Below are 22,988 nucleotides of genomic sequence, written 5' to 3' on the forward strand. Positions count from 1 at the left end.
CTTTATGCTCACTCTCCCGGACCGGGTACGCGTTCTACGCCACCCTGTCCCCGGGATCGCGCGGTCCCACCGGCCCCTCCCCCGCCCTCGTGCCGCCCGCACCGCCTTCCGCGTGCCCACGCCACCACCGGCGCGGGCGCCGACCGCGCCGCACCGCCCAGACTCCGCCCAACACCATGAGCGGGAACACGACGAGGATGACGACGGGCAGCAGAACGGCGGCCAGAGAGGTCGTGAAGCTGACCACGTCCTCCGCGAGGGAGACCATGGGCGCGGCGCAGCCCGCGGTCACGGTGTTGACGACCGGTCGGGCCAGGGCCTTGGCCACGTGGAAGAGCAGGGCGATGACCACGCCCGCGACGACGGGTCCCCAGGAGACCCCGTCCGGGGCGGAGGCACCGGAGGCGGCGCCGGTGATCTCGGCGAGCTCCACCGTGGAGGCTCCGGCCCCGAAGGTGATGCCGCCGGAGGTGGGCCGCACCACCGTCTGGATCACGTCGTTGACGCTGTCCAACGCGGGCACCTTGTCGGCGGCGAACTCCACCACCAGCAGCACACCGAGGGTCACGAGCGTGACGGGGTGCTCCAACCACTGCCAGGAGGCGCCGAGCGGGAGCAGGTCGGTGAAGCGGGCGATCAGGCCGATCACGAGAAGAGGGATGTAGGCGTTGAGCCCGGCGGCGGAGGACAGGCCCAGACCGGTGAGTGTGGCGACCATGCGTTTCCTTGCGTGCTCCGAGGGGTGGGGGGCGTGCGGTCATCGCCCCGACTCCGATGTACAGATGTCGACGCCCGCGGAGCTCACCTGGTTTCGCCTTCCGATGCCTACTGGGGGTAGTTCCGCACCTCCGAGGCGGGACGGATCTCGGCCTCGTCGGGATCCCGGCCGGCCTCACTGCGGGCCCTGCGCTGTCGGAGCAGGTCCCAGCACTGGTCGAGCGCCTGCTCGATCTGCCTCATGCGTGCGCGCTCACGCTCGTCCACCCCCTCGGGGGTGGAACGCAACGCGTGCTCCTCGTCGATCAGCCCCCGGATGGTGGCCAGGATGTCCTTCTCGGCCTCGTCGGTCATAGCGTCATGTTCACCCGACGTCCGGCCCTTGGGCAAGGACCGCCCTCCGGCGGTTCTTCGCGGCCTCCACCCGATGGGGCCCGGTCGGGTACGCACCTTCGAGGCCCCGCGGCCCCCGGGGTCTGGAGAACTCCTCCCGACGGCCGCTCGGGCGAACGCGCGCGTACCCGCGCGGCACACACCGGCGGAACGCCCTCCTCCTCCCTCCGGGGGATACCGCAAGGGGGTATGGTGACGGCATGCGGGCAGGAACGACACGGAAGCAGGAGCATGGCTGCGACCCACGGTTACAGTAACGACAAGCAGAGTCACATCAACCGGCTGCGCCGTATCGAGGGGCAGATCCGCGGCCTGCAACGCATGGTGGAGTCCGATCAGTACTGCATCGACATCCTGACCCAGACCTCAGCCGCGAACAAGGCGCTACAGTCCTTCGCGCTGTCCATGCTCGACGAACACCTCAAGCACTGCGTGTCCCACGCCGTCGCCAACGGCGGGGCGGAGGCCGACGAGAAGGTGCGTGAGGCCTCCGAGGCGATCGCTCGCCTGGTCCGCTCCTGAGCCATCGGCCATCCGGGCCGGTGGACCGGGACGGCCCGTCCGGCCCGGACGGCTCCTCAGTCCTCTCCGTAGCGCTCCCGTAGGTTCTCCAGCAGGCGCTCGCCCTCACGTCGCGTTCTCTGGGCGTCCAGGTAGTCGACGGCCTCGTTGGCCACGAACGACGACGGTCGCCCCTCGTGGGCGAAGCCCAGCCGCGCGGTGTCGCCGCCGGTGAACCTGCGGATCGCCCAGTTGGCGAGGATGCGCGCCCGAGCGGTCGTGGAGGGCACCGACAACGTGTGGTATCCACGGGTGACGGCCAGGGCGGGCAGACCGCTCAGCTCCATCTGCATGATGCGTGCCAGAGCGTCGTTCCCGCTCAGGTCGACGACCAGGCCCATGTCCCGGTGTCGGAACTCCTTCAGCCGCCGCCCCAGGATGGAGGAGACCACGTTCTCCGCGACCGTCGCCGCCTGGCGACTGGCGTACTGGGCGGTCGGCGGGCAGTAGGCGCTCTCCTCGTGCGCGAGGTTGGGCACCGCCGCCGCGTCACCGAGCGCGAACACGTCGTCGAGACCGGGCACCCGCAGATCCGCCCCCACTTCCAGACGCCCCTTCTGAGTGGGCTTGTCCAAGGTCTCCATCAGCGGGCTGGGAGAGACCCCCGCCGTCCAGATGAGGGTACGGCAGGGCAGCGCGCGTCCATCGGTGAGCACCACCTTGTCCGCGGTCACCTCGCGCACGCTCACCTTGAGCTTGACCTCGATGCCCATGGACCGCAGCAGGTCGAGCGCCTTGCGGCCCAGGCGGTCACCGAGTTCGGGGAGCACCTTGGGCGCGATGTCCACCAGGTGCCAGCGGATGACGGAACGCAGTTCCGGATAGCGCCTGGCCGCCACCTCGCACAGACGCATCAGGGAGGCGGCGGTCTCCACACCGGTGTAACCGCCCCCGACCACGATGAACCGACAGCGCTCCTCACGCTCGATCGGATCGCGGCTGTCGTTGGCCAGTTCCAGTTGTGCGAGCACGTGGTCACGTAGGAGCACCGCCTCGGCCAGTGTCTTGGCCCCGTAGGCGTGTTCGGCCAGACCCGGGATGTCGAAGGCCCGGGTGACCCCTCCGGGAGCCAGGACCAGACGGTCGTAGCGGACCGGGGCGAGTTCCCCGGTGGGCCGGCACACGATGACCACGCGAGACGCGGGGTCCACGCCGATGGCGTGTCCGGGAACGAGCCTGGTCTCCTTGGTGAGCCGGTGGACGGACATGGCCACCGATTGCGGTGTGAGCAGCCCCGAGGCCACCTGGGGCAGCAGCGGACTGTAGAGCATGTAGTCGTGTGGCGCGACGAGGGCGATGTCCGCCATCCCCGTCGGGATACGGCGCTCAAGGTGGCGCACGGTGTGCAGACCACCGAAACCCGCGCCGACCACCACGATCCGAGGCCGAGACATAGACGGCGCTCCTCTCCGTGACGTGGGTCGGGACTGGTACCGCTGGTCGCAGCACTACCCACTTCGACCGCGGCGAATGTCCGGTCCTGCGCGTCCCCGGGCCCCGCTCCCAGACCGTTCTCCGGCTTTGCCCTCCGTTGAACCGCGCATGGAGGTGTCGGTGGACCGTTCCGAAACTCCCGACCGTCGAGGGGTTCGTGACACCGAACACCATGTGTAACAGAATAATAACGGTACGTGTTTCCGCTCGACAGGAAGGGAGTCGTGAACGCGTATGCGTGCGTTCACCAGGATCACCGCCACCATGGTGTTGGCCGCGGGGCTGGCCGTGCCCGGCTCGGGGGCCGCTCTCGCCGCCACCGCCGAGGGCGACGAGCCCGGGGGCCCGCTCCAGGGCATCTTCGGTCTGCTTCTCGGTGATCTGCTGGGCCAGGGCGACACCACCGCCGAGGCCAACCCCGAGGACGACGCCGACCCCGTTCCGGCGGATGTCCCGGGCTCGGCCGGGGCGGAGACCCCGACCACCACCGCCCCGGCGGAGGGGGCACCGACCGAGGAGGCACCGAACGAGGGGGCACCGGCCCAGGAACAGCCCACCGAACAGGCGCCGTCCGAGGGCGCCCCTTCGAGTCCCACGGCCACCGAGGAGGCTCCCGTGGAGGGGTCCCCCACCGCGGGCACGTCGGAGGCCGACGGAGCCCTGCCGTAGGACACGTGTCCGACCAGGAGGACGGGCCGTCCCCGGTGGGCGGCCCGTCCTTCGTCCTGTCGCACGCGGCGTCCGCCCGCCCCGCTCCCCCGCATGAGGAGACCACCCCTCCGGTCGTTCCCGGTCGAGGAGCGGGCCTCAGCTCGACGCCGCCGTGGGGACGGTCAGAGCGGCTCTTCCCATGTCCAGCAGCAGCCGCTCCATCTGTTGGCGTGGTAGTTTCCCCCGGCTGTGCGGGGTGGAGTTGAGCAGCCCGAACACGGCGTGCACCGCGGCCCGCAGAACGTGGAGCGGGGTGTGGGGACGCAGGTGGGCGAGCACCCCCACCCACTGTTCGACGTAGCCGCGTTGCAGACGACGCACACGACGGCGATCGCCGTCGGTGAGGTTGCCCAGTTCCCGGTCGTGCACGGTGATCAGGGCGGGCTCGTCCAACGCGAAGGCGATGTGCCCGCGCAGCAGTTCCTCCAGGGCCTCCTCCGCGTCCCCGGCGCTCTCCACCAGTTCCCGGCCCCGGCGCTCCAGCCGTTCGCTGATGTCCACCAGGACCTCCCCCAGGAGCGCCTGTTTTCCGGAGAAGTGCCGGTACAGGGCGGGCCCGGTGGTGCCGACGGCACGGCCCAGGTCGTCGATGGACACCCCGCGGTAGCCGTGTTCGGCGAACAGATCCGCCGCGGCGCCCAGGATCGCCGTCCGGCGCCGCCCCCTGACCGTCATCGACTCCCCTTCCCTGTGCCCTGGACACCCATGTTAGTAGTCACTAACATCTGGGATGTTAGCGAGCATTAACATCCCTCCACGAGAGGACACCATGAGCAGGGCATCTGTGCTCGACACGGCGGTGGACACCGCCGGGCCCGCGTTCGCCGCCAACGACGCGGCGAACCACGCCCTCGCCCTGGAGCTGCGCGAGCGGATCGCCACCGCGGCCCTGGGCGGCCCGGAGAAGGCCCGGGCACGACACGTCGAACGCGGCAAACTCCTACCGCGTGACCGTGTCGACCTCCTTTTGGACCCCGGCTCCCCCTTCCTGGAGATCGCCCCCCTGGCCGCCTACGGGCTCTACGGTCGGGACGGTCAGGACGCCCCAGGGGCCGGAATGATCGCGGGCGTGGGCCGGATCATGGGGCGGCCGATGGTCGTGGTCGCCAACGACGCCACGGTCAAGGGCGGCAGCTACTACCCCATGACCGTCAAGAAGCACCTGCGCGCCCAGGAGGTGGCTCTGCACAACCGCCTGCCGTGCGTCTACCTCGCCGACTCCGGCGGCGCGTTCCTGCCCATGCAGGACGAGGTCTTCCCCGACCGCGAGCACTTCGGGCGGATCTTCTACAACCAGGCGAACATGTCGAAGCTGGGCATTGCGCAGATCGCGGCGGTACTGGGCTCCTGCACCGCGGGCGGCGCCTACGTGCCGGCGATGAGCGACGAGGCCGTCATCGTCCGCGAACAGGGCACGATCTTCCTCGGCGGCCCTCCCCTGGTCAAGGCCGCCACCGGAGAGGTCGTCAGCGCCGAGGACCTGGGCGGCGGCGACCTGCACTCACGGGTGTCCGGGGTCACCGACCACCTGGCCGACGACGACGCCCACGCCCTGAACATCGTCCGCGACATCGCCGACACCCTGGGTCCGCCCGAGCCCCCCGCGTGGCGGGTCCGTGAACCGCGACCTCCCGTACTGGACCCCGCCGAACTGTACGGCGTGGTGCCCGCCGACACCCGTACCCCCTACGACGTGCGCGAGGTCATCGGGCGTGTGGTGGACGGCAGCGAGTTCACCGAGTTCAAGGCCGAGTACGGCACCACCCTGGTCACCGGGTTCGCGCACATCCACGGCCATCCGGTCGGGATCATCGCCAACAACGGCATCCTGTTCTCCGAGTCCGCGCTCAAGGGCGCCCACTTCATCGAGCTGTGCGACCGCCGTGGTGTGCCTCTGGTGTTCCTACAGAACATCTCCGGGTTCATGGTCGGGCGCGACTACGAGGCGGGCGGCATCGCCAAACACGGCGCCAAGATGGTCACCGCCGTGGCCTGCGCCCGCGTCCCCAAGTTCACCGTGGTCATCGGCGGGTCCTTCGGGGCGGGCAACTACAGCATGTGCGGCCGGGCCTACTCCCCCCGGTTCCTGTGGATGTGGCCGAACGCCCGCATCTCGGTGATGGGCGGTGAGCAGGCCGCCTCGGTGTTGTCCACGGTGCGCCGCGACCAGCTCACCGCGCGGGGCGAGGAGTGGTCGGCCGAGGACGAGGAGAGCTTCAAGGCCCCCATCCGCGACCAGTACGAGGAGCAGGGCAGCCCGTACTACTCCACCGCCCGTCTGTGGGACGACGGTGTGATCGACCCCGTCGACACCCGCGACGTCCTCGCCATGGCCCTGTCCGCCGCCCGCCACGCGCCGCTGGACCCGGTGGGCTACGGCGTCTTCCGGATGTGAGGAACCCTTGACCACGTCACGACCACTGCCCCCCGCGACGGTGCTCGTCGCCAACCGGGGCGAGATCGCGCTGCGGATCCTGCGCACCCTGAACCGCATGGGGATCGGCTCGGTCGCGGTGTACACCGACGCCGACGCCGACTCCCCGCACACCCTGGCCGCCGACCTGGCGCTGCGGGTCGAGTCCTATCTCGACTCCGACGCGATCGTGGCCGCCGCCCTGGAGGGCGGCGCCACCATGGTCCACCCCGGCTACGGCTTCCTCTCCGAGAACGCCGACTTCGCCCGAGCCTGCGCCGATGCCGGACTGGTCTTCATCGGTCCTCCCGCCCCGGCCATCGAGGCGATGGGCGACAAGATCCGCGCCAAGGACACGGTGGCCGCCGCGGGCGTACCCGTCCTGGGCGGATTCACCGAAGAACCCGGCCGACCGCTGAACGACGAGGAGTTGCTCGACGCCGCCGCCGAAACCGGCTACCCCCTGCTCATCAAGCCCTCCGCGGGGGGCGGCGGCAAGGGCATGCGCGCGGTGCACACGGCCGAGGAACTGCTCACCCACGCCGCCGCCGCGCGTCGGGAGGCCCTGGCGGCCTTCGGCGACTCCACCCTGCTCGTGGAACGGCTGGTGCGACGGCCCAGGCACATCGAGGTTCAGGTCCTGGCCGACGCGCAGGGCAACGTCGTCCACTTGGGCGAGCGCGAGTGCAGCCTGCAACGCCGCCACCAGAAGGTGGTGGAGGAGGCTCCCTCCCCTCTGCTCACCGACGCCCAGCGCACGACGATGGGCGAGGCCGCCGTCGCCGCGGCCCGCTCATGCGGGTACGTGGGCGCGGGCACGGTGGAGTTCATCGCCGAGACGGGGACGGACGGCGAACTGTCCTTCTCGTTCCTGGAGATGAACACCCGCCTCCAGGTGGAACACCCCGTCACCGAGGAGGTCGTGGCCCTGCGCGGAAAGCGCGGCATCGACCTGGTCGAACTCCAGGTGCGGGTGGCCCTGGGCGAACCGCTGCCCTTCGCCCAACAGGACGTGTCCTGGCAGGGGCACGCGGTGGAGTCACGGATCTACGCCGAGGACGCCGATCGGGGCTTCCTGCCCACCGGGGGCCCGATCCTGGCGCTGACCGAGCCGGCGGGGGTCCGGGTGGACTCCGGCATCGCCGTGGGCGGCGAGGTCACCTCCTCCTTCGACCCGATGTTGGCCAAGGTGATCACCTGGGGGCCGGACCGCGCCGAGGCACTACGCCGGATGGACGCGGCCCTGGCCGACCACCTGCTGCTGGGGTGCGTCACCAACACCGCGTTCCTGCGCCGCCTGCTGCGCCACCCGCGTGTGGTGTCCGGTGATCTGAGCACCGACCTGATCGAGTCCTCCCCGCCCGAGCCCGCACCGGAGAACGTCCCCGAGCACGTGTACGTGGCGGCGGCCCTGGACCACCAGCTGGACCTGGAGGGACCCGCCCGCGCGGACCGCTTCTCCGTCCCCGACGGGTGGAGGATGGGCGACCCGGCGTGGACGCCATGGCGGCTGCGTGCGCCCCGGCACGACTCCGCCGTCGTGCACGTACGCCGCGACGGCGCGCCCGGGTCGTACCTGGTGCGTCTGGAGGGGCCCGCCTCCGAGGTCTCCTCGGAGGCGGAGCGACCCGTCGCCGCCCACGCCCGTCGCTCCCCCGACGGCTCCCGGCTCACGGTCACCCACGCGGGCCGGACCCGCACCTACACGCGTGCCCACGACGCGGCCACCGCGCACCGGTGGCTGGGGAACGAGGGCACCGCGTGGGTTCTGCACGAGGAGCCCGTCGCCTCCGCTCTGCGCGAGAGCGACGCCGCCGCCGACGGGACCGTGCGCAGCCCCATGCCCGGTACGGTGCTCGCCGTCCCGGTGACGGTGGGGCAGAAGGTGGAGGCGGGCAGCCCGCTCGCCGTCGTCGAGGCCATGAAGATGGAACACTCCGTCACCTCACCCGTCGACGGGACCGTCACGAACGTGGCGGTGCGTCCGGGCGCGTCCGTACCCATGGACGCCGTCCTGGTCACCGTCGAACCCTTCCAGGACGAGAGCGCCGGCACACAGGGCGCGTCCGATCCCGCCACCAGCGAGGAGATCCAGCGATGAACCGTCACCAACTCTCCACCGAGCACGCCGACCTGCGGGCCGCCGTGGAGGAGTTCGCCCGCAGCGAGGTCGCCCCGGTCATCGGCGACTACTACGAGCGGGAGGCCTTCCCGTACGAGATCATCGCCAAGATGGGCCGCATGGGCCTGTTCGGGCTTCCCTTCCCCGAGGAGCACGGGGGGATGGGCGGTGACTACTTCGCGCTGTGCCTGGCGTTGGAGGAGCTGGCACGGGTGGACTCCTCGGTGGCCATCACCCTGGAGGCCGGGGTGTCGCTGGGTGCGATGCCGATCTTCCGGTTCGGCACGGAGGAGCAGAAGAAGACCTACCTGCCCCGGCTGTGTTCGGGCGAGGCCCTGGGGGCGTTCGGCCTGACCGAGCCGGACGGCGGGTCCGACGCGGGCGCCACCAAGACCACCGCCCGGTTGGAGGACGGCCAGTGGGTGATCAACGGAACGAAATCCTTCATCACCAACTCGGGCACGGACATCACCGCCCTGGTGACCGTGACCGCCGTGACCGGCAAGCGTGAGGACGGGCGTCCGGAGATCTCCTCGATCCTGGTCCCCACGGGTACACCGGGGTTCTCGGTGGGCCAGAAGTACTCGAAGGTGGGGTGGAACGCCTCCGACACCAACGAGCTGGTGTTCGAGGACTGCCGGGTCCCCGAGACCAACCTCGTCGGTGAGCGCGGGCGCGGGTACGCACAGTTCCTGCGGATCCTGGACGAGGGGCGCATCGCCATCGCGGCGCTGTCGGTGGGCCTGGCCCAGGGCTGCGTGGACGAGAGCGTGCGCTACGCCCACGAACGGCACGCCTTCGGTAACCCCATCGGGGGTTACCAGGCGATCCAGTTCAAGATCGCCGAGATGGAGGCCCGTGCGCACACCGCGCGGTTGGCCTACTACGACGCGGCCTCACGGATGCTGGCGGGAGAGCCGTTCAAGAAGGAGGCGGCGGTCGCCAAGCTGGTGGCCTCCAACGCCGCCATGGACAACGCGCGTGACGCCACCCAGGTGTTCGGCGGATACGGGTTCATGAACGACTACCCCGTGGGCCGCTTCTACCGCGACGCCAAGATCCTGGAGATCGGCGAGGGCACCAGCGAGGTGCAGAAGATGCTCATCGCGCGCGAACTGGGTCTGCCCGCCTGACCGGAGGGAGGGGTCCCCGGTCGTGCCGCCGGGGACCCTCCCCACCCGAGGCCCCCGTGTGCACTGCCGCGGTACACGAGGACCTTCCACCGCGATGACGCGTCCCCTTCCCGACCGCCGTCCTCCCCCTCGACGTCGGTTTCCGAGCTCGTGGCCGGTTCCGGACACGTTCTCACCCTTCGCGCCCGATCCACCACCCAAGGTTCGCCCTTGGCCGGGAAACCCCTGTGCCGCACGATGCGCAAACGACGGGCGAAGGCGGAGGAGGGACGCGTTCTCCCAGGTGGTGGCCGCGCACGGGGCTCCGTGACGGCCCCGAGTCACACGACCCGGGCGAACGGGACGGGCGTCGTGACCATCCCCTCACCTCCCCGACCCCCTCGGGGCACGATGGTGAGGGGTGACAAGTTTCCGCAATCGGAACAGAATGGGTCCGTAAGGACGGCGTGGACCTCTTGCTTCTGTGCTCCGCGCATGCTGGTCCGTCACGGATCCACGGCCACTCCCACATCCCCCGCCCGGAGGAGACACCGGATGGAAGGCGCCCTGCCCACGATCGCGTTGGTCGCCGTCGTCGTGTCGGCCGGCGCGATCGCGGTCGCCGCGCACTTCCGTAAGGAGCGGGCCGCCGCGTTACGCGGCTGGGCCCGCGCACACGGTTGGACCTACACCGACCACCTTCCGCACCCGCTGGGGGAGAGCACGCTCCCCCGCTCCACCGTCGGCCCGCACTCCCGTAGCCGCCACGTGCTCGCCGGACGCCGTGGCCGGCACCCGGTGATCGCCTTCGAGCAGACGCACACCGTCGGCAGGGGCACGGACAAGGACCGGCGTACCCACAGGATCGTGGCCGTGCGCACCCCCGGTCACAACGCCGAACTGCAAATTCTGCACAGGCGCGACCCGAACGTCTCCGAGGACGCCTTCGGCGACGCCTTTCACGCTACGGGCAGCGATCCGGAGTTCACCGAGGCCGTGCTCGACGGCACGGTCACCACGTGGATGCTGCACGACCCCCGGTCCCGCTCCCTGCCCATACGCTTCAGTGGGGACTACGTCCTGACCTGGGCCGCCATGCGGTTGGACCCCGACCGCGCCCTGACCGCCGCCGACTACCTCATCGACCTCGTGGAACGGATCCCCGTGGACGCCTGGAAGCGGCGTACCTCGGACCTTTGATCCGCCTCACGCCCCGAGCGGAGGCGGATAGGATCCCGCTTGCCCCGTAGCAACAAGGAGTAACACCCTCATGAGCGACCCCAACGCCACCCACCGCATCTCCCGCGCGGAACTGTTCCGCGACGACGACGAGGACACGACCCCCGACCCCAACGCCACCCACCGCATCTCCCGCGCGGAGCTGTTCCGCGACGACGACGAGGACACGAGCAAGGACGAGGGCCGCTGAAGCGGAAAGGAGGCGCCCACCCGATCCCCGGGTGGGCGCCTTCCTCGTCATCTCACATGGTGCCTCGGGCACCGCGTCACCGCGCCGGAGCCGGCCCGGGGTCAGCGCCGCTCGCGGATGGCCTCCACGATCTGGGAGACGGCCTCGTCGACCGGCACACCGTTGTTCTGGGAACCGTCCCTGTAGCGGAAGGACACCGCGTTCTTGCCGATGTCCTCGTCGCCGGCCAGCAGCATGAAGGGCACCTTCTGCTTCTGGGCGTTGCGGATCTTCTTCTGCATGCGGTCGTCTCCGGCGTCCACCTCGACGCGGACGCCCTCGGCGCGCAGCTTGGCGGCGACCTCGCGCAGGTAGGGCACGTGCTCGTCGGCGATCGGGATACCGACCACCTGGACCGGGGACAACCAGGCCGGGAACGCGCCCGCGTAGTGCTCCAGCAGAACGGCGAAGAACCGCTCGATGGAGCCGAACAGGGCGCGGTGGATCATCACCGGGCGTCGGCGTGAACCGTCGGCCGCGGTGTACTCCAGGTCGAACAGCTCGGGCAGGTTGAAGTCCAGCTGGATGGTGGACATCTGCCAGGTACGGCCGATGGCGTCCTTGGCCTGCACGGAGATCTTCGGTCCGTAGAACGCGGCGCCGCCCGGGTCCAGGACCAGTTCCAGGCCCTGCTTCTCCGCGGCCTGGCGCAGGACGGCGGTGGCCTCCTCCCAGACCTCGTCGCCACCGACGTACTTCTCCGGGTCCTTGGTGGACAGTTCCAGGTAGAAGTCCTCCAGGCCGTAGTCGCGCAGCAGGTCGAGCACGAAGGTCAGTAGCGAGTCGAGCTCACCGGCCATCTGCTCCTTGGTGCAGTAGATGTGCGCGTCGTCCTGGGTGAAGCCGCGGGCGCGGGTCAGCCCGTGCACCACACCCGACTTCTCGTACCGGTACACGGTGCCGAACTCGAACAGGCGCAGGGGGAGCTCACGGTAGGAGCGCCCGCGCGCGTCGAAGATCAGGTTGTGCATCGGGCAGTTCATCGGCTTGAGGTAGTAGTCCTGGCCGCCGTCGAGCTGCATCGGGGGGTACATGCCCTCCGCGTACCAGCTCAGGTGCTGGGACTTCTCGAACAGGGTGCTCTTGGTGGCGTGCGGGGTGTAGACGAACTCGTACCCGCTCTCCTCGTGGCGCTTGCGGGAGTAGTCCTCCATCACCCGACGGATGACGCCGCCCTTGGGGTGGAAGACCGCCAGACCGGAACCGATCTCGTCGGGGATGGAGAACAGGTCGAGTTCGGCGCCGAGCTTGCGGTGGTCGCGCTTCTCGGCCTCCTCCAGGAAGGTCAGGTAGGACTTCAGCGAGTCCTTGTCCTCCCACGCGGTGCCATAGATCCGCTGTAGCTGCGGGTTGGTCTCCTTCCCGCGCCAGTAGGCCGCGGCCACGCGCATGAGCTTGAAGGCCGGGATCACCCTGGTGCTGGGCAGGTGCGGCCCACGGCACAGGTCCTTCCAGCACAGCTCTCCGGTACGCGGGTGGATGTTGTCGTAGATGGTCAGCTCGTCGGCGCCGACCTCCACGCCCGCACCCTCGGCGGCCTCCCCGGCCCCGCCCTTGAGGCCGATCAGCTCCAGTTTGTAGGGCTCGGTGGCCAGTTCGGCGCGGGCCTCCTCGTCGGAGACGACCCGACGGTCGAAACGCTGCCCTTGCTTGATGATCTGCTGCATCTTCTTCTCGATGCTCTTCAGGTCGGCGGGGGTGAAGGGCTCGGCGACGTCGAAGTCGTAGTAGAAGCCGTTCTCGATGGGCGGGCCGATGCCCAGCTTGGCCTCGGGGAAGAGCTCCTGCACGGCCTGGGCCAGGACGTGCGCGGTGGAGTGGCGCAGGATCGCCCGACCCTCCTCGGAGTCGATGGTGATCGGCTCGACGGTGTCGCCCTCGCCCAGTTCCCAGAAGAGGTCGCGCGGCTCGCCGTTGACCAGTGCCGCGATGACGGTCCTGCCGTCGGCTTCCAGAGCCTGACCCGCCGTAGTGGTGGCCGCCACCGCACGCTGGGTTCCGGCGAGGGTGATGTGCAGCTCAGGCGCGGCGGACACGGTGACTCCTAGAAAGACGTGGATCGCTGTCGAAGGCGCGGGCGACCGCCCCGTACGGGAGGTCGGGCGTTCGCCTTCGATGCTATCGGCTCCCGGCCGGGCCCGCCCCGCTCAACCCCAGGTCGGCCGGCCCCGCCGTCGGCATGGTCTCCTCGCGGGAGACGGGGATTCGGACTGAGGGCCGGTCATCGGCAAGGCGTCCGAATGAAGAGCAGGAGACAGGGAAGAAGGGGAGGTGGAGGTCTGGTCTGCCCTGGAAAGTCGCCTTTTCAGAAGTCGTCCACAGCTTCGCGAAGGACCATTGCTCCTCGCACCGGGATCAGTGAGAATCAGCAGACGCCCGACGACCGCCCCCAGTCGACCCGAATGCACCCACCCGCTTCGACCGAATACTGTGAGCGCATGTCACCGAGCCCACCTCACGGCCCGCCGGCCCCGGAGACATCCCCTGGTCGCATCACCCGTGTACGCAGGTGGCGGCGGCTCCGGGCGAGACTCCGCCTGTTCCGCAGGCGCATGCACGCCCATCCTGTCCTGCGCCTGCCCTGGCGCCTCGTCGTGGGCGTCGTCGGCACCCTCGTGCTGCTCGCCGGACTCGTGATGATGGTGACCCCCGGGCCCGGTGTGGCCGCGGCGCTCCTGGGGCTGGTGATCCTCAGCACCGAGTTCTGTTGGGCGCGACGGCTGGTACGGCCCGCGCAGATCTGGTTCCACCGCGCGGAGCGGTACGGCGTGCGACTCAAGAACGATCTCCTCCGGCGCTCACGTGAGCGCAGGGCCGCACGACGTCGGCCGCCGACCTCCGAGTAGACCGGGCAGGCCGCGGGGCGATCCCGTGCCTCTGAGGGCCGTGCTCGCCGAGCCCTTCCCAAGACCGTGGAGACGAAGAAAGGGTCGGATCCACGTGATGTGGACCCGACCCTTCGTCCTGTGGGCGATACTGGACTCGAACCAGTGACCTCGTCGGTGTGAACGACGCGCTCTAGCCAACTGAGCTAATCGCCCCGCGTGCTTCCGTCCGCTCCGTCGTTCGGACAAGAAAGACTCTAGCGCATGTTCGGGGGTGGTCGGCGCACACGACCCCCCGACCACCCCTCTATGCTGTGTTCGAGGTCACATTACCTTTTCGGGAGGTTCGCTTGAGTGTCCGCTTCGGGCCGCGAACCCCCCAGTGATAAGGAGTTCCAGCCTTCATGGCCCCGCCGAGGATCGCCCCTACACCGCCTCCGCGTGACGCGGGACACTCGACATTGGGAAATCTTTGGTTTCTCCTGGTCATTACAGTGACGAAGGATCGTGGAGCCGCGCCGCGGCGCGCTGCTTCCGCTGGGCGGGCAGCGAGACCTCCGGTCCCACCCACCAAGAAAGCCTCCGTACTCACGTCATGTCCTGCGGGAAGCCGCGTTGGAGCCAGGTGAGACGGCAACCGACCCGCGCCGCGACAGCAAGGGCGGACGAGAAAAGGTTTGGCGAACATGAACAGTAGCGACACCACTGCCACCGCCGAGCTGGGCCTGCGACTCGTGGTGCCCGAACGCACGGCGGTCCCCTTGGTCGCGCGACTCGACTACAGCGCTGACGACCCCTATGCCATCCGGGTCACCTTCAACACCGGCGAGGACAGTCCCGTCGAGTGGATCTTCGCTCGTGAGCTCCTCACCGTCGGCATCGTGCGCCCGGTCGGCGAGGGCGACGTCCGTGTGTGGCCCTCCAAGGACGAGAACGGCGAGCGCACCGTGAGCATCGTCCTGTCCTCCCCCTTCGGACAGGCCGAGTTCGACACCCAGGTCGCCCCTCTGGCCGAGTTCCTGCACAGGACCTACGAGATCGTGCCCGCCGGCCAGGAGGGTCGGTTCATCGACCTCGACGCGGAGATCCAGCAGCACCTCTACTCCTGAGCACACGATCGGGCATTCCCCACATCGAGGGGGCGACGCGGGCGCGTCGCCCCCTCGGTCGTCTCCGCCCCTCGCCGGTCAGGGATCGATGTCGGCGGCGGAGCGCTCCGCGAACACCTTCATGGCCTCGACCGTGACCGGACCCGGTTCCTTGGAGATCTCCCGGTCGTCGATGTGCAGGATCGGCTGCACGTCACGGCCCGTGGAGGTCAGGAAGGCCTCGGTGATCTCGGGAAGGCGCTCCATGGGAACGTCCTCCTCCTCGCCTCCGTACCATTCCAGGACGAGCTCCCGGGTGATGCCGGCCAGCGGCCCCGCCGACAGCGGTGGGGTGACCAGCCTGCCGTCCAGCACCACGAAGACGTTGCTGCCGGTGCCCTCGCACAGGTTGCCGCTGGTGTTGCCGAAGATCGCCTCGCCGGCGCCCCGCTTCCTCGCGTAGGCCAGGGCGCGCACGTTCCCGGCGTAGGAGGTGGTCTTGAGCCCGGTGAGGACCCCGAACTCGTTGCGGGGCCAGGGAGCGAGGGCCACGTCGGTGTGCGGGGCGATGCCGGGGAAGGGCGCCAGGGCCACGATGGCGGTCTGTTCTCCCGGGGAGCGGTCCGAGCCCAGGGGGCCGATGCCGTCGGTCACCGTGATGCGCACCCGTGCGTCGGTCAGGTCGGGGTTGGCCGCGACGGCCCGGGCGACGCCGTCGGCGAGCAGATCCAGATCGGGTTCGGCCATCCCCAGGCCCTCGGCGGAGCGGGCCAACCGCTTCAGATGGCGGGTGAGGGCGAACGGACGGCCCTCCTGGGCCCGCACCGTCTCGAAGACCCCGTCTCCCACCGTGATCCCGTGGTCCAGCACGGGGATACGCGCCTCGTCAGCGTCGACGACGGTGCCGCGGCCGTACCCGGCACCCGCGATCCACACCTTCATGTCCCACTCCCACGTTCTCGATCGCCCAGGTCGGGCCGGTGTCACCCCGATCCTGCCACCTCGTCCGGGCTCCCGGCCTCCTCCTCCCGTTACCCGCCATCCCGGAAGTTGGCAAGGCCCCTGACCGGCACCGGCCGTTCTCCCAGTACATGCGGCATGATCACCATGTCATCGCGACTGGTCACAGGCTTTGACCAGGGAGGCGATCCGGCCGGAACACGCTGTGGCGGCCGGACAGATAAGTTACGAATGACTATCATCTGGGCAACGCTTATGCGGGACCGATGACAGCCGGCCGTTCCCTCTCCCCCAGAAGGCCGGTGCCCCCGACGTACGTGTCCCCGATCACGCCCACGGACAGAGCAAAGAGAGACATGACCTCACCGAGTACCGCCCGCGGAGAGCTCAGCTGGCTGCTGGACGACCTCCTCACCCGGGCCTCCGGTACACAACACGCCATCGTCCTGTCCACCGACGGCCTTCTGATGGCCACCTCCAGCGGCCTGGATCGTCCCGCCGCCGAGCATCTGTCCGCGATCGCCTCGGGGCTGCACAGCCTCGCGGGTGGAGCGAGCAAACAGTTCTCGGCCGGAGGCATCCGCCAGAGCATCATCGAGATGGATCGTGCCTTCCTCTTCGTGGCCGCGGCCGGCGAGGGGGCCTGCATGGCCCTGATGTCGGACTCCGACAGTGACGTGGGGCTCATCGCCTACGAGATGAACAAGGTGATCGAGAGGGTCGGTCAGTACCTCTCGGCCCCGCCCCGTCCCGACATACCCTCCACCCCCGCCCACGTGGAGCAGTAGCCTCACCGCCTCGGTGGGTCGTCCCCTGGACCCGCCACGGCGGGGGCGCGCCTCCACCGATTTCACGCTTGGCCGGTGGATCGGCTAGAGTTCTTAACGCAGCGACCGGCGCTTGATCAGCAAGCCGCCGGCCTCGCCGCGCGGACGTGGCTCAGTTGGTAGAGCATCACCTTGCCAAGGTGAGGGTCGCGGGTTCGAATCCCGTCGTCCGCTCGAAAGCGGTTCCGACCCGCCGTCCTGGTCACGGCTGGACGGTTCCGGCTCCGGGTTTCCCCGGTGCACACGCGGACGTGGCTCAGTTGGTAGAGCATCACCTTGCCAAGGTGAGGGTCGCGGGTTCGAATCCCGTCGTCCGCTCGGAGAGGCCCGCATGGGTGTCATCGGACGATTCCCCATGTCGTTCCGGCGGAGTGGCCGAGTGGTTGAGGCAAGGGACTGCAAATCCCTGTACACGGGTTCGATTCCCGTCTCCGCCTCGCGTCAGGCTTGACCTCATCCCCCGATGAGGGCGGTTAGCTCAGTTGGTTAGAGCGCTACCTTGACACGGTAGAGGTCACAGGTTCGAATCCTGTATCGCCCACCACGTAGTACCAGTTCAGGGCATGTTCCGGAGCGATCCGGCACATGCCCTGAGTCGTGTCCCTCCCTCTCTGGGCCGGGACACGGGACGTCACCGGGCGCCCTCGCCCCTCGGTTCCGGTAACGCGCCGGGCCAGAGCCACAGGCCGCGTGCCACCGCCACCGCGTGTTCACCGACCACCCCGATGGACTCGTGGCACCACGAGAGCTTTGAGTCCTCGCGTGGAGGGCGCGTGGAACGTCCCAAGCCGTTTCGGGCGGATGACCACCAAGGGCTCGCCATCGTCGACGTCGGAGTCGGTACCGACCGAGAACACCTCCGCGACCAGGTGTCAAGGTCAGTGATGGTCACACACGGTCACCCACCGCGCGTGACCATCACATCGCAATATGTCGTTTCGGCGATCCCTCGAACCCGCTCAAGGAAGAAGTGGGACTCTCCACGCGGCAACAACCGGCCGGCATGATTCCGGTGAGTTCTCCAAGACACGCCGACGGCGCCACCCTGCGACTGAGCAGTGTAGGACTCAGGCGTTCGTGGCGGAATCGAAACGTACGGCAAGCGCACCCGATACCGGCCGGAGTTGGCACGCAAGCGTGAGACCGGCGGCCTTTTCCTCATCGGACAACCCCAAGTCCACTTCCATCTCAGCATCCCCTATGAGTACGGAGCATTGGCAGGTGGAGCAGATACCGGCACGGCACGAGTAGGGCGCTTCGAGTCCGGCGCTGAGCATGGCCGAGAGCAGATTCTCGTTCTCAGGCCAGCTGACCGCGTGGGTCTGACCGAAGAGGTCGATGACAGCGGTGGCCACAAGCGATGTGGTGGAGGCGCCCTTGGGAACGCTCCCGGTTCCGAACGACTCGACGGCAAGGCGTTCGTCGTCGATGCCCATGTTCGAGCACGTTTCCTTGACGAGTCGGCAGAAGCCATCAGGGCCACAGACGACCACGGCTGCGTAGTGGTCCTGGCTACCGATGAGACGTGTGATATCGGCCTCGGTGGGGCGCCCTTGGCTCGTGGAGTTCCAGGTGGTCCACGACCTCGGTGTGTTCGATGGAATCTCACTGACCAGATGCTGGGTCAGGGCCTGGGGAATCGCCGCGCAGTCTTCCTCCCTTCCGACGAACACGATGTCCGCGTTACTCAAGGTGTGATTCTCGGCCAAGCCTCCGAGAATGGAGATTCCCGATCCGGCGACCAGGCAGAGGATCTCGCTGTCCGCGACAACCGGGGGAAGTGTCATGGTCGGGATCGAGTCCCCCATCCACATCGTGTCGCTTGGTTCGAGTGTGGAGATGAGGCCGTCGGAGACGCCGCCGGTGCCGGTGGATCGTATGAGCAGACTGATCTCACCGTGGGAGTGGGTACTGAGGACGGTGAAGGAGGAGACCCTGCGTACTCCAAGTGGCGGTTGCAGGCTGAGGTTGACGGTTTGTCCGGCGACGAGGTTGGTCAGGGTCCCCTGGGGGCGTATGCGAATGATGTGGCATGACGAGGTCAACCGCTCGCGCCGGATGATCGTGGCGGCCATCCATGGGTCAGCGCGCATGGTCGACCTCTTCCAGCATGGAGTCAAAGGAGCGGCGTAACCGCAGGGCGTTGACCATGACGTCCTCGTCGTCCGTTCCCGAGACGAACACCAGGCCCAGCGCCTCGGAATCCAGTAGTGAGTGGGTCTCGGGGTAGGTCGTACCGGGGCGCGCGGGAACCTCTCCGGACAGTACGAAGTCCTGGTCGAGGATCTCGGTCGGGTTCGCGTCTTTCCGGACCGTCGCCGGCTTATCGAGGCTGAGGAACTCGATCGCTGCGTGAGCACCGAGCTGATAGCCGGTCGGTACGGAGTCCTCCAGCCCCGCCGCCGTGGCGACTTCCGCGTGAAGCTGCGAGGACCCGGTCAGCGTGTAGGTCTTGAGAGGATGTCCCGCCCCGTGGGGCCGGGCGCCCAGGTCGATCAGGCACGGACCGTCCTTGTCGAGGATGGCCTCCATGTGCACGGAGCCTTCGCGGTGGTCAAGCGCTTGGAGGACACCGAGTGCGTAGGCGGTGAGCGTGGCGGTCTCCGAGGACTCCCAGTCGAGCCAGCGCAGACGGTCGTAGACCATCGTGCCGTTCGAGGAGGGATGTTTGTCGTACGTACAGACCGCGACGACGCGGTGGTCCCCTGCGTGCGAAACGGTGTCGATGACGTATTCGCGGCCGTGGACGAACTCCTGGACGACCGCAGAGGGCTGTTCCCCGCCAAAGAACCCAGGGGCCGACACGATGGATTCGATCGCCTCCAGGCACTGCTCCACGGTGTCGACGATACACACGCCGACGCTGCCGGCTCCGACGTCGGGCTTGACCACGACGGGGAAGACCGCCGTTTGGAGCACGGAACGATGGCGGCCTGATGCCACGTCGTGCGCGGTGAACGCTCCGATCTGCTCGGGCACTCGCACCCCGGCATCGCGCACCGTGGCGTAAAGAAGGGGCTTGTCCCAGAACCGTCGTCCTTGGTCCTCGAAGGCACCGGAGGCGAGACCGAGTTGAATTTTGAGCGCCTCAGCCAACGGCACCCCGGACTCGGCGCCTGTGATGACCACATCGACGCCGCGGTCACGGCAAAAGCGCACGATGTCGTCCAGCTGTTCCTCCACAGCATGGTCGACCACCAGGGACGGCACGGCTTCACCGGTGGACAGACCGCTGTCCAAAGCGCGCTGGGTCCGAATGGTGTGGTAGGTGAGACCGGCTTCCTGTAGGAGGCCGTGGTAGTGGACACCGGAGCTGAAGGGGTCAACGAGAAGCACGGACACGTTGTCTCCTAGCACTACTTGAGTGCGCCGCGCGGGCGAAGAGGACGAGGAGGGCGGACACGAGGGTCAGCACGAGGAAGCCGATCCACGCGCCGCCGGCGAGGAGGAGGAGCATCCAGCTGCCGATGCCCGGCCCAAGAGCCGCGCCAACGGACTGGAAGGCCGCGAGGCGTCCTTGGGAACGAGACTGGTCCGCCTGCGTGGACAGGTCCGCCACGTAACTGTTGGACATGGGAGCGAAGATGCACTCGCCGATGGAGAACAGAACCCAACCGACGATGGCGATCACGGCAACACTGGCGAAGCTGCCGGTGATGGTGATGCCAGTACCCATGATCACCACACCAAGGGCTAGAGCGACCTGTGCGGGCATCCGCTTGGTCACGTAGCTGAGTGGGTATTCCACGGCGATCACGATCACGGGATTGATGATCAGCAGCAAGGAGTAGAGCTGCACGCCGTTGGGCTCTGTATCCAGCCGCAGTGGCACGGCGCTCTGGTGCTGCGCGTAGACCACCATGGTCAACGCCATCGCCACGTAGACCAGAAGCAACACCCACCGAAGACCTGGAGTGGGTGGAACAGCCTCTCCGGGATCCTGCTCGGAGGTGTCCTGAGTGCCAGGAGACGCACCAGAGTCCGGCCGGCGGGGTCTGACACCCGCGAGCAGGATCAGGGGCACGATCACCGATCCGACCATGGAGAACCAGAAGAGAGTGTCGAAGTGGTCTCGTCCGATCAGTCCCACCATCGCAGGTGCGACGATGCTTCCCACGTTGATGAAGATGCGGTAGAACGCGAATCGGGTAACTCGGTCACGCCCGTCAGTCGATTGAGCGACAAGCGCCGATGCCGGTCCCACAAACGCCTGTGAGGCCATCACGCTGACGGCCGAGATCCCGACCACCCACCACGTCTGCGTATAGTCGATCATCGCCAGGATCGCGAAAAGCACCACGTTGATCAGAGTGCTTCCCAAAAGCACCGGGACTTTGCCGAACCTGTCCGCCAACTGCCCACCGAGGAGCGATCCTCCGACGCCGGCGACCCCGACGATCAAAAGTGCGACGGCAACCGTGGTCGCGGTCATCCCCGTCTCGGAGAAGAAGATGGCCGCGAAGAGTCCCAGGAAGCCGGTGGCCCGGTTGATGAACGTGGCGAAGGACAGCGCCCAGATATCGCGTCCGATACGTCGACGTTCTCTCATGACTCGTAGTGGTGGGTCTCGGCTGCTTTGCCACCCTCGGGAAGGATGAGGTACTGGCACACGCCGTCATGACTCGTGGACTGATGGATAGTGTTCGCAGGGAGGTTGATCACCGCTCCCGGCCCCACCTCGGCGCTCCCAACGATGTTCTGCGGGGGTCCATCGTCCCATTCGAGGGTCATATGCCCTTTCAGAACAATGAGAGTCTCTTTGACAGAGTGGCTGTGCCAGGCGTGGATCTTGCCGGCCCGATCAGTCTGGAATTCGATGCCGCCCTGCTCGGGAGCAAAGGCATCGATCGCTTCGGTGAGAGTCAGTCGCTTGCCGAAGTCAATGGTGGGGGTAGGCATGGTCGTCTCTCTTCTAGGTGGCTCGTACTGACAGGATAGAGAGGTCAGAAGTGCTTGAAGGGGCAGGCCGCCGGCACGTCCGAGGTGTTTCCGTCGTCAAGATAGTACTGATTCCATTCGCGGTTGTTCTCGTCACCGAAACTGCCTAGGTTCTCAGGAAGGGGAACGGCGTCGTAGGCCGCGAGGCGCCCGCGGACCATTGTCCGAGCCGCATCCCCTCGCGGAGTGCCTTCGGCGATGTCATCGAAGACGAACCGCAGCTGGAAGGTGATGCCCACGCGGGACATGCGCCGACTCATCCGGTGTTCGTGGAGCTCGGTGTCGACAACGACGAACAACGGCTGACCGTTGAAAGTGAACTCGAATTTCGGATCGTCCAGGGTCCTGGAGATGTCTTCCGGCCACGGGACGTCATCGAGGTCGGAGACCTCAACTTTTACTACGTTACCTTAATTTGCTCGACTTTGTCTCGGGGGGCAGTAGATCACGGCGAACCGGGAGGTGATAGATATCCGGGACTATAATCCCGACCAGGTACGATGCGAGATGAGAACTGATCTGGCTCGCCTAGACCGTTGATGGAAAATCGCTGAACCGGTCCGTGGACACAGCGAAGGGCGCAAGGTCAGTGCGTGTCAAGACAAATCTGGAAGCCCTTCTGTCAGCGCTCTACGTCCATCTGGACGACAACGTGTTCCTTGCTCGTACCTTGATTTTCATCGTCTTCGGACAGCCAGCCAGGGCCACCCCCGCCTGGCACGACGAACTGCGGCCGATGGACGGCACTCTCGCCCCGTGCTGCGCCTCGCGCACCACCGTGGAACGCTCCGATCCGAGTGAGACGTGCGGCTACGGGCGCGATACCTCCCACCACCGGTTCCACCGGGGGTCGAACTCGTACTCATCACCATCGCCGAGGGCGCCGTGACGGCCTTCTCCCTGGCCCATCCCAAGGAACTGGACGAACGCGAACATACCCTGTACCCGCTCCATGGATGTTGCTTCGGCTCGATGAACAGGTGGCCGCTTCCGGACAGCTTGCCGTCGAACGAAGAGATCGCAGTGCCCAAGACCCGCCCGCGTACCCGCCGAGATGCCATGAACGGCCAGATCAGCCCGGTCGGGTATGAATGCCGTCACGTCAGAGCCATTCACGACAAGCTCGCGGAGCCACCACAGGCCGCGTGGAATTCCCGCTCACAGGTGTCCACCGAACTGAGGTGACTTCAGCACCAAGGCGCACCTGGTCATGGACCAACACTCGGTCCACCGGCCCAAGTCCGTGCGCGCCTGATACGCCATCAGAATCATCTGGTTCCGGCTCAATGGTGCCGCTCAGCCAGTACTTCAACGGCATGCTCGGTCGTATTGCTCCGCTGTCGAGGCCCGCGTTCTTTCAACCGGCCTCCCCAGCGTTTCTTGCGGTCGAAGCGCTCAGCGACCTGCGCACCCGTTGGC

20 protein-coding genes, 5 tRNA genes and 2 pseudogenes are annotated in these 22,988 nt (G+C 67.8%); 15 read left to right on the forward strand and 12 right to left on the reverse strand.

The annotated features are described in order from the left end of the window. Nucleotides 1-34 precede the first annotated feature (34 nt). Nucleotides 35-718, reverse strand: coding sequence for a DUF4126 domain-containing protein (locus PFX91_RS00985; protein ID WP_285728711.1), 684 nt, complete (start codon nt 716-718; stop codon nt 35-37). A 107-nt stretch (nt 719-825) separates the two neighbouring features. Further along, nucleotides 826-1,071 carry a DUF2630 family protein gene (locus PFX91_RS00990; RefSeq protein ID WP_285728712.1) on the reverse strand — a complete coding sequence of 82 codons (246 nt, stop codon included), beginning with the start codon at nt 1,069-1,071 and terminating at the stop codon, nt 826-828. 270 nt (nt 1,072-1,341) lie between these two features. Here PFX91_RS00990 and PFX91_RS00995 point away from each other — a divergent pair, with 270 nt between their 5' ends. After that, nucleotides 1,342-1,632, forward strand: coding sequence for a metal-sensitive transcriptional regulator (locus tag PFX91_RS00995; protein ID WP_285728713.1), 291 nt, complete (start codon nt 1,342-1,344; stop codon nt 1,630-1,632). 56 nt (nt 1,633-1,688) lie between these two features. Here the strand turns inward: PFX91_RS00995 and PFX91_RS01000 are convergent, their stop codons facing one another. After that, nucleotides 1,689-3,065 carry an NAD(P)/FAD-dependent oxidoreductase gene (locus PFX91_RS01000; protein WP_285728714.1) on the reverse strand — a complete coding sequence of 459 codons (1,377 nt, stop codon included), beginning with the start codon at nt 3,063-3,065 and terminating at the stop codon, nt 1,689-1,691. Between the two features lie 274 nt (nt 3,066-3,339). Between PFX91_RS01000 and PFX91_RS01005 the strand changes: the two genes are divergently transcribed. Continuing rightward, nucleotides 3,340-3,774, forward strand: coding sequence for a hypothetical protein (locus PFX91_RS01005; RefSeq protein ID WP_285728715.1), 435 nt, complete (start codon nt 3,340-3,342; stop codon nt 3,772-3,774). A gap of 138 nt (nt 3,775-3,912) precedes the next feature. Here the strand turns inward: PFX91_RS01005 and PFX91_RS01010 are convergent, their stop codons facing one another. Next, nucleotides 3,913-4,491, reverse strand: coding sequence for an SACE_7040 family transcriptional regulator (locus PFX91_RS01010; RefSeq protein WP_285728716.1), 579 nt, complete (start codon nt 4,489-4,491; stop codon nt 3,913-3,915). A gap of 109 nt (nt 4,492-4,600) precedes the next feature. On the opposite strand from PFX91_RS01010, the gene PFX91_RS01015 reads away from it, so the two are divergent. From PFX91_RS01015 to PFX91_RS01035, 5 genes are all read left to right on the forward strand, one after another. Then, complete coding sequence (locus PFX91_RS01015; protein WP_285728959.1) at nt 4,601-6,211, forward strand: carboxyl transferase domain-containing protein; 1,611 nt, start codon at nt 4,601-4,603, stop codon at nt 6,209-6,211. Between the two features lie 97 nt (nt 6,212-6,308). After that, the gene (locus PFX91_RS01020) at nt 6,309-8,330 is read left to right on the forward strand and encodes an acetyl/propionyl/methylcrotonyl-CoA carboxylase subunit alpha (protein WP_285728960.1); all 2,022 of its coding nucleotides are present in this window, start codon (nt 6,309-6,311) and stop codon (nt 8,328-8,330) included. Then, on the forward strand, nt 8,327-9,484 hold the full coding sequence (locus tag PFX91_RS01025; RefSeq protein ID WP_285728717.1) for an acyl-CoA dehydrogenase family protein: 1,158 nt from the start codon (nt 8,327-8,329) through the stop codon (nt 9,482-9,484). The genes PFX91_RS01020 and PFX91_RS01025 overlap by 4 nt, the downstream gene beginning before the upstream one ends. A 534-nt stretch (nt 9,485-10,018) precedes the next feature. Then, on the forward strand, nt 10,019-10,663 hold the full coding sequence (locus PFX91_RS01030) for a hypothetical protein (protein ID WP_285728718.1): 645 nt from the start codon (nt 10,019-10,021) through the stop codon (nt 10,661-10,663). Nucleotides 10,664-10,733: 70 nt separating this feature from the next. After that, nucleotides 10,734-10,892, forward strand: coding sequence for a hypothetical protein (locus tag PFX91_RS01035; RefSeq protein ID WP_285728719.1), 159 nt, complete (start codon nt 10,734-10,736; stop codon nt 10,890-10,892). A 101-nt stretch (nt 10,893-10,993) separates the two neighbouring features. Here PFX91_RS01035 and thrS read toward each other — a convergent pair whose 3' ends face one another. Further along, nucleotides 10,994-12,967, reverse strand: a complete 1,974-nt coding sequence (gene thrS / locus PFX91_RS01040) for a threonine--tRNA ligase (protein ID WP_285728720.1) — start codon at nt 12,965-12,967, stop codon at nt 10,994-10,996. A gap of 516 nt (nt 12,968-13,483) precedes the next feature. Here thrS and PFX91_RS01045 point away from each other — a divergent pair. Beyond that, on the forward strand, nt 13,484-13,777 hold the full coding sequence (locus tag PFX91_RS01045; protein ID WP_285728721.1) for a PGPGW domain-containing protein: 294 nt from the start codon (nt 13,484-13,486) through the stop codon (nt 13,775-13,777). A gap of 121 nt (nt 13,778-13,898) precedes the next feature. Here PFX91_RS01045 and PFX91_RS01050 read toward each other — a convergent pair. Beyond that, nucleotides 13,899-13,972, reverse strand: a tRNA-Val gene (locus PFX91_RS01050). Between the two features lie 470 nt (nt 13,973-14,442). On the opposite strand from PFX91_RS01050, the gene PFX91_RS01055 reads away from it, so the two are divergent. After that, nucleotides 14,443-14,865 carry an SsgA family sporulation/cell division regulator gene (locus PFX91_RS01055; protein WP_285728722.1) on the forward strand — a complete coding sequence of 141 codons (423 nt, stop codon included), beginning with the start codon at nt 14,443-14,445 and terminating at the stop codon, nt 14,863-14,865. Between the two features lie 78 nt (nt 14,866-14,943). On the opposite strand, the gene PFX91_RS01060 is transcribed toward PFX91_RS01055, so the two are convergent. Beyond that, the gene (locus PFX91_RS01060; protein ID WP_285728723.1) at nt 14,944-15,786 is read right to left on the reverse strand and encodes an aminotransferase class IV; all 843 of its coding nucleotides are present in this window, start codon (nt 15,784-15,786) and stop codon (nt 14,944-14,946) included. A 374-nt stretch (nt 15,787-16,160) separates the two neighbouring features. Between PFX91_RS01060 and PFX91_RS01065 the strand changes: the two genes are divergently transcribed. The 5 genes from PFX91_RS01065 to PFX91_RS01085 all read left to right on the forward strand — a co-directional run bounded on the left by PFX91_RS01065 (nt 16,161) and on the right by PFX91_RS01085 (nt 17,175). Continuing rightward, the gene (locus tag PFX91_RS01065; protein WP_285728724.1) at nt 16,161-16,592 is read left to right on the forward strand and encodes a roadblock/LC7 domain-containing protein; all 432 of its coding nucleotides are present in this window, start codon (nt 16,161-16,163) and stop codon (nt 16,590-16,592) included. 140 nt (nt 16,593-16,732) lie between these two features. Beyond that, nucleotides 16,733-16,805 (forward strand) — tRNA-Gly (locus PFX91_RS01070). A 71-nt stretch (nt 16,806-16,876) separates the two neighbouring features. Next, nucleotides 16,877-16,949, forward strand: a tRNA-Gly gene (locus tag PFX91_RS01075). 47 nt (nt 16,950-16,996) lie between these two features. Continuing rightward, nucleotides 16,997-17,068, forward strand: a tRNA-Cys gene (locus PFX91_RS01080). Between the two features lie 30 nt (nt 17,069-17,098). Next, nucleotides 17,099-17,175, forward strand: a tRNA-Val gene (locus PFX91_RS01085). A 523-nt stretch (nt 17,176-17,698) separates the two neighbouring features. Here PFX91_RS01085 and PFX91_RS01090 read toward each other — a convergent pair. The 5 genes and pseudogenes from PFX91_RS01090 to PFX91_RS01110 form a co-directional block, all read right to left on the reverse strand. Next, nucleotides 17,699-18,724, reverse strand: a complete 1,026-nt coding sequence (locus tag PFX91_RS01090; RefSeq protein ID WP_285728725.1) for a flavin reductase family protein — start codon at nt 18,722-18,724, stop codon at nt 17,699-17,701. Beyond that, a complete protein-coding gene (locus tag PFX91_RS01095; protein ID WP_285728726.1) occupies nt 18,714-19,973 on the reverse strand; it encodes an ATP-grasp domain-containing protein in 1,260 nt (419 codons plus the stop codon). Before PFX91_RS01095 ends, PFX91_RS01090 begins: the two co-directional genes overlap by 11 nt. Next, the gene (locus PFX91_RS01100; RefSeq protein WP_285728727.1) at nt 19,954-21,180 is read right to left on the reverse strand and encodes an MFS transporter; all 1,227 of its coding nucleotides are present in this window, start codon (nt 21,178-21,180) and stop codon (nt 19,954-19,956) included. Before PFX91_RS01100 ends, PFX91_RS01095 begins: the two co-directional genes overlap by 20 nt. Beyond that, nucleotides 21,177-21,530, reverse strand: a complete 354-nt coding sequence (locus PFX91_RS01105) for a cupin domain-containing protein (protein ID WP_285728728.1) — start codon at nt 21,528-21,530, stop codon at nt 21,177-21,179. The genes PFX91_RS01100 and PFX91_RS01105 overlap by 4 nt, the downstream gene beginning before the upstream one ends. A gap of 44 nt (nt 21,531-21,574) precedes the next feature. Then, a pseudogene (locus tag PFX91_RS01110) lies at nt 21,575-21,946 on the reverse strand (YqcI/YcgG family protein); the annotation flags it as partial. Nucleotides 21,947-22,209: 263 nt separating this feature from the next. Here PFX91_RS01110 and PFX91_RS23215 point away from each other — a divergent pair. Then, a pseudogene (locus PFX91_RS23215) lies at nt 22,210-22,523 on the forward strand (IS982 family transposase); the annotation flags it as partial. Nucleotides 22,524-22,988: the final 465 nt, after the last annotated feature.

It is taken from the genome of Nocardiopsis sp. ATB16-24, assembly GCF_030271535.1.
In the GTDB taxonomy this organism is placed as follows: Bacteria; Actinomycetota; Actinomycetes; order Streptosporangiales; family Streptosporangiaceae; genus Nocardiopsis.

Coding starts and splice junctions, on each gene's coding strand:
- PFX91_RS00995 (WP_285728713.1), top strand. CDS start 1,342: ATGGCTGCGACCCACGGTTACAGTAACGACAAGCAGAGTCACATCAAC.
- PFX91_RS01090 (WP_285728725.1), bottom strand. CDS start 18,724: ATGCGCGCTGACCCATGGATGGCCGCCACGATCATCCGGCGCGAGCGG.
- PFX91_RS00990 (WP_285728712.1), bottom strand. CDS start 1,071: ATGACCGACGAGGCCGAGAAGGACATCCTGGCCACCATCCGGGGGCTG.
- PFX91_RS01025 (WP_285728717.1), top strand. CDS start 8,327: ATGAACCGTCACCAACTCTCCACCGAGCACGCCGACCTGCGGGCCGCC.
- PFX91_RS01005 (WP_285728715.1), top strand. CDS start 3,340: ATGCGTGCGTTCACCAGGATCACCGCCACCATGGTGTTGGCCGCGGGG.
- PFX91_RS01100 (WP_285728727.1), bottom strand. CDS start 21,180: ATGAGAGAACGTCGACGTATCGGACGCGATATCTGGGCGCTGTCCTTC.
- PFX91_RS01045 (WP_285728721.1), top strand. CDS start 13,484: ATGCACGCCCATCCTGTCCTGCGCCTGCCCTGGCGCCTCGTCGTGGGC.
- PFX91_RS01010 (WP_285728716.1), bottom strand. CDS start 4,491: ATGACGGTCAGGGGGCGGCGCCGGACGGCGATCCTGGGCGCCGCGGCG.
- PFX91_RS01000 (WP_285728714.1), bottom strand. CDS start 3,065: ATGTCTCGGCCTCGGATCGTGGTGGTCGGCGCGGGTTTCGGTGGTCTG.
- PFX91_RS01030 (WP_285728718.1), top strand. CDS start 10,019: ATGGAAGGCGCCCTGCCCACGATCGCGTTGGTCGCCGTCGTCGTGTCG.
- PFX91_RS01065 (WP_285728724.1), top strand. CDS start 16,161: ATGACCTCACCGAGTACCGCCCGCGGAGAGCTCAGCTGGCTGCTGGAC.
- PFX91_RS00985 (WP_285728711.1), bottom strand. CDS start 718: ATGGTCGCCACACTCACCGGTCTGGGCCTGTCCTCCGCCGCCGGGCTC.
- PFX91_RS01020 (WP_285728960.1), top strand. CDS start 6,309: ATGGGGATCGGCTCGGTCGCGGTGTACACCGACGCCGACGCCGACTCC.
- PFX91_RS01105 (WP_285728728.1), bottom strand. CDS start 21,530: ATGCCTACCCCCACCATTGACTTCGGCAAGCGACTGACTCTCACCGAA.
- PFX91_RS01035 (WP_285728719.1), top strand. CDS start 10,734: ATGAGCGACCCCAACGCCACCCACCGCATCTCCCGCGCGGAACTGTTC.
- PFX91_RS01060 (WP_285728723.1), bottom strand. CDS start 15,786: ATGAAGGTGTGGATCGCGGGTGCCGGGTACGGCCGCGGCACCGTCGTC.
- PFX91_RS01055 (WP_285728722.1), top strand. CDS start 14,443: ATGAACAGTAGCGACACCACTGCCACCGCCGAGCTGGGCCTGCGACTC.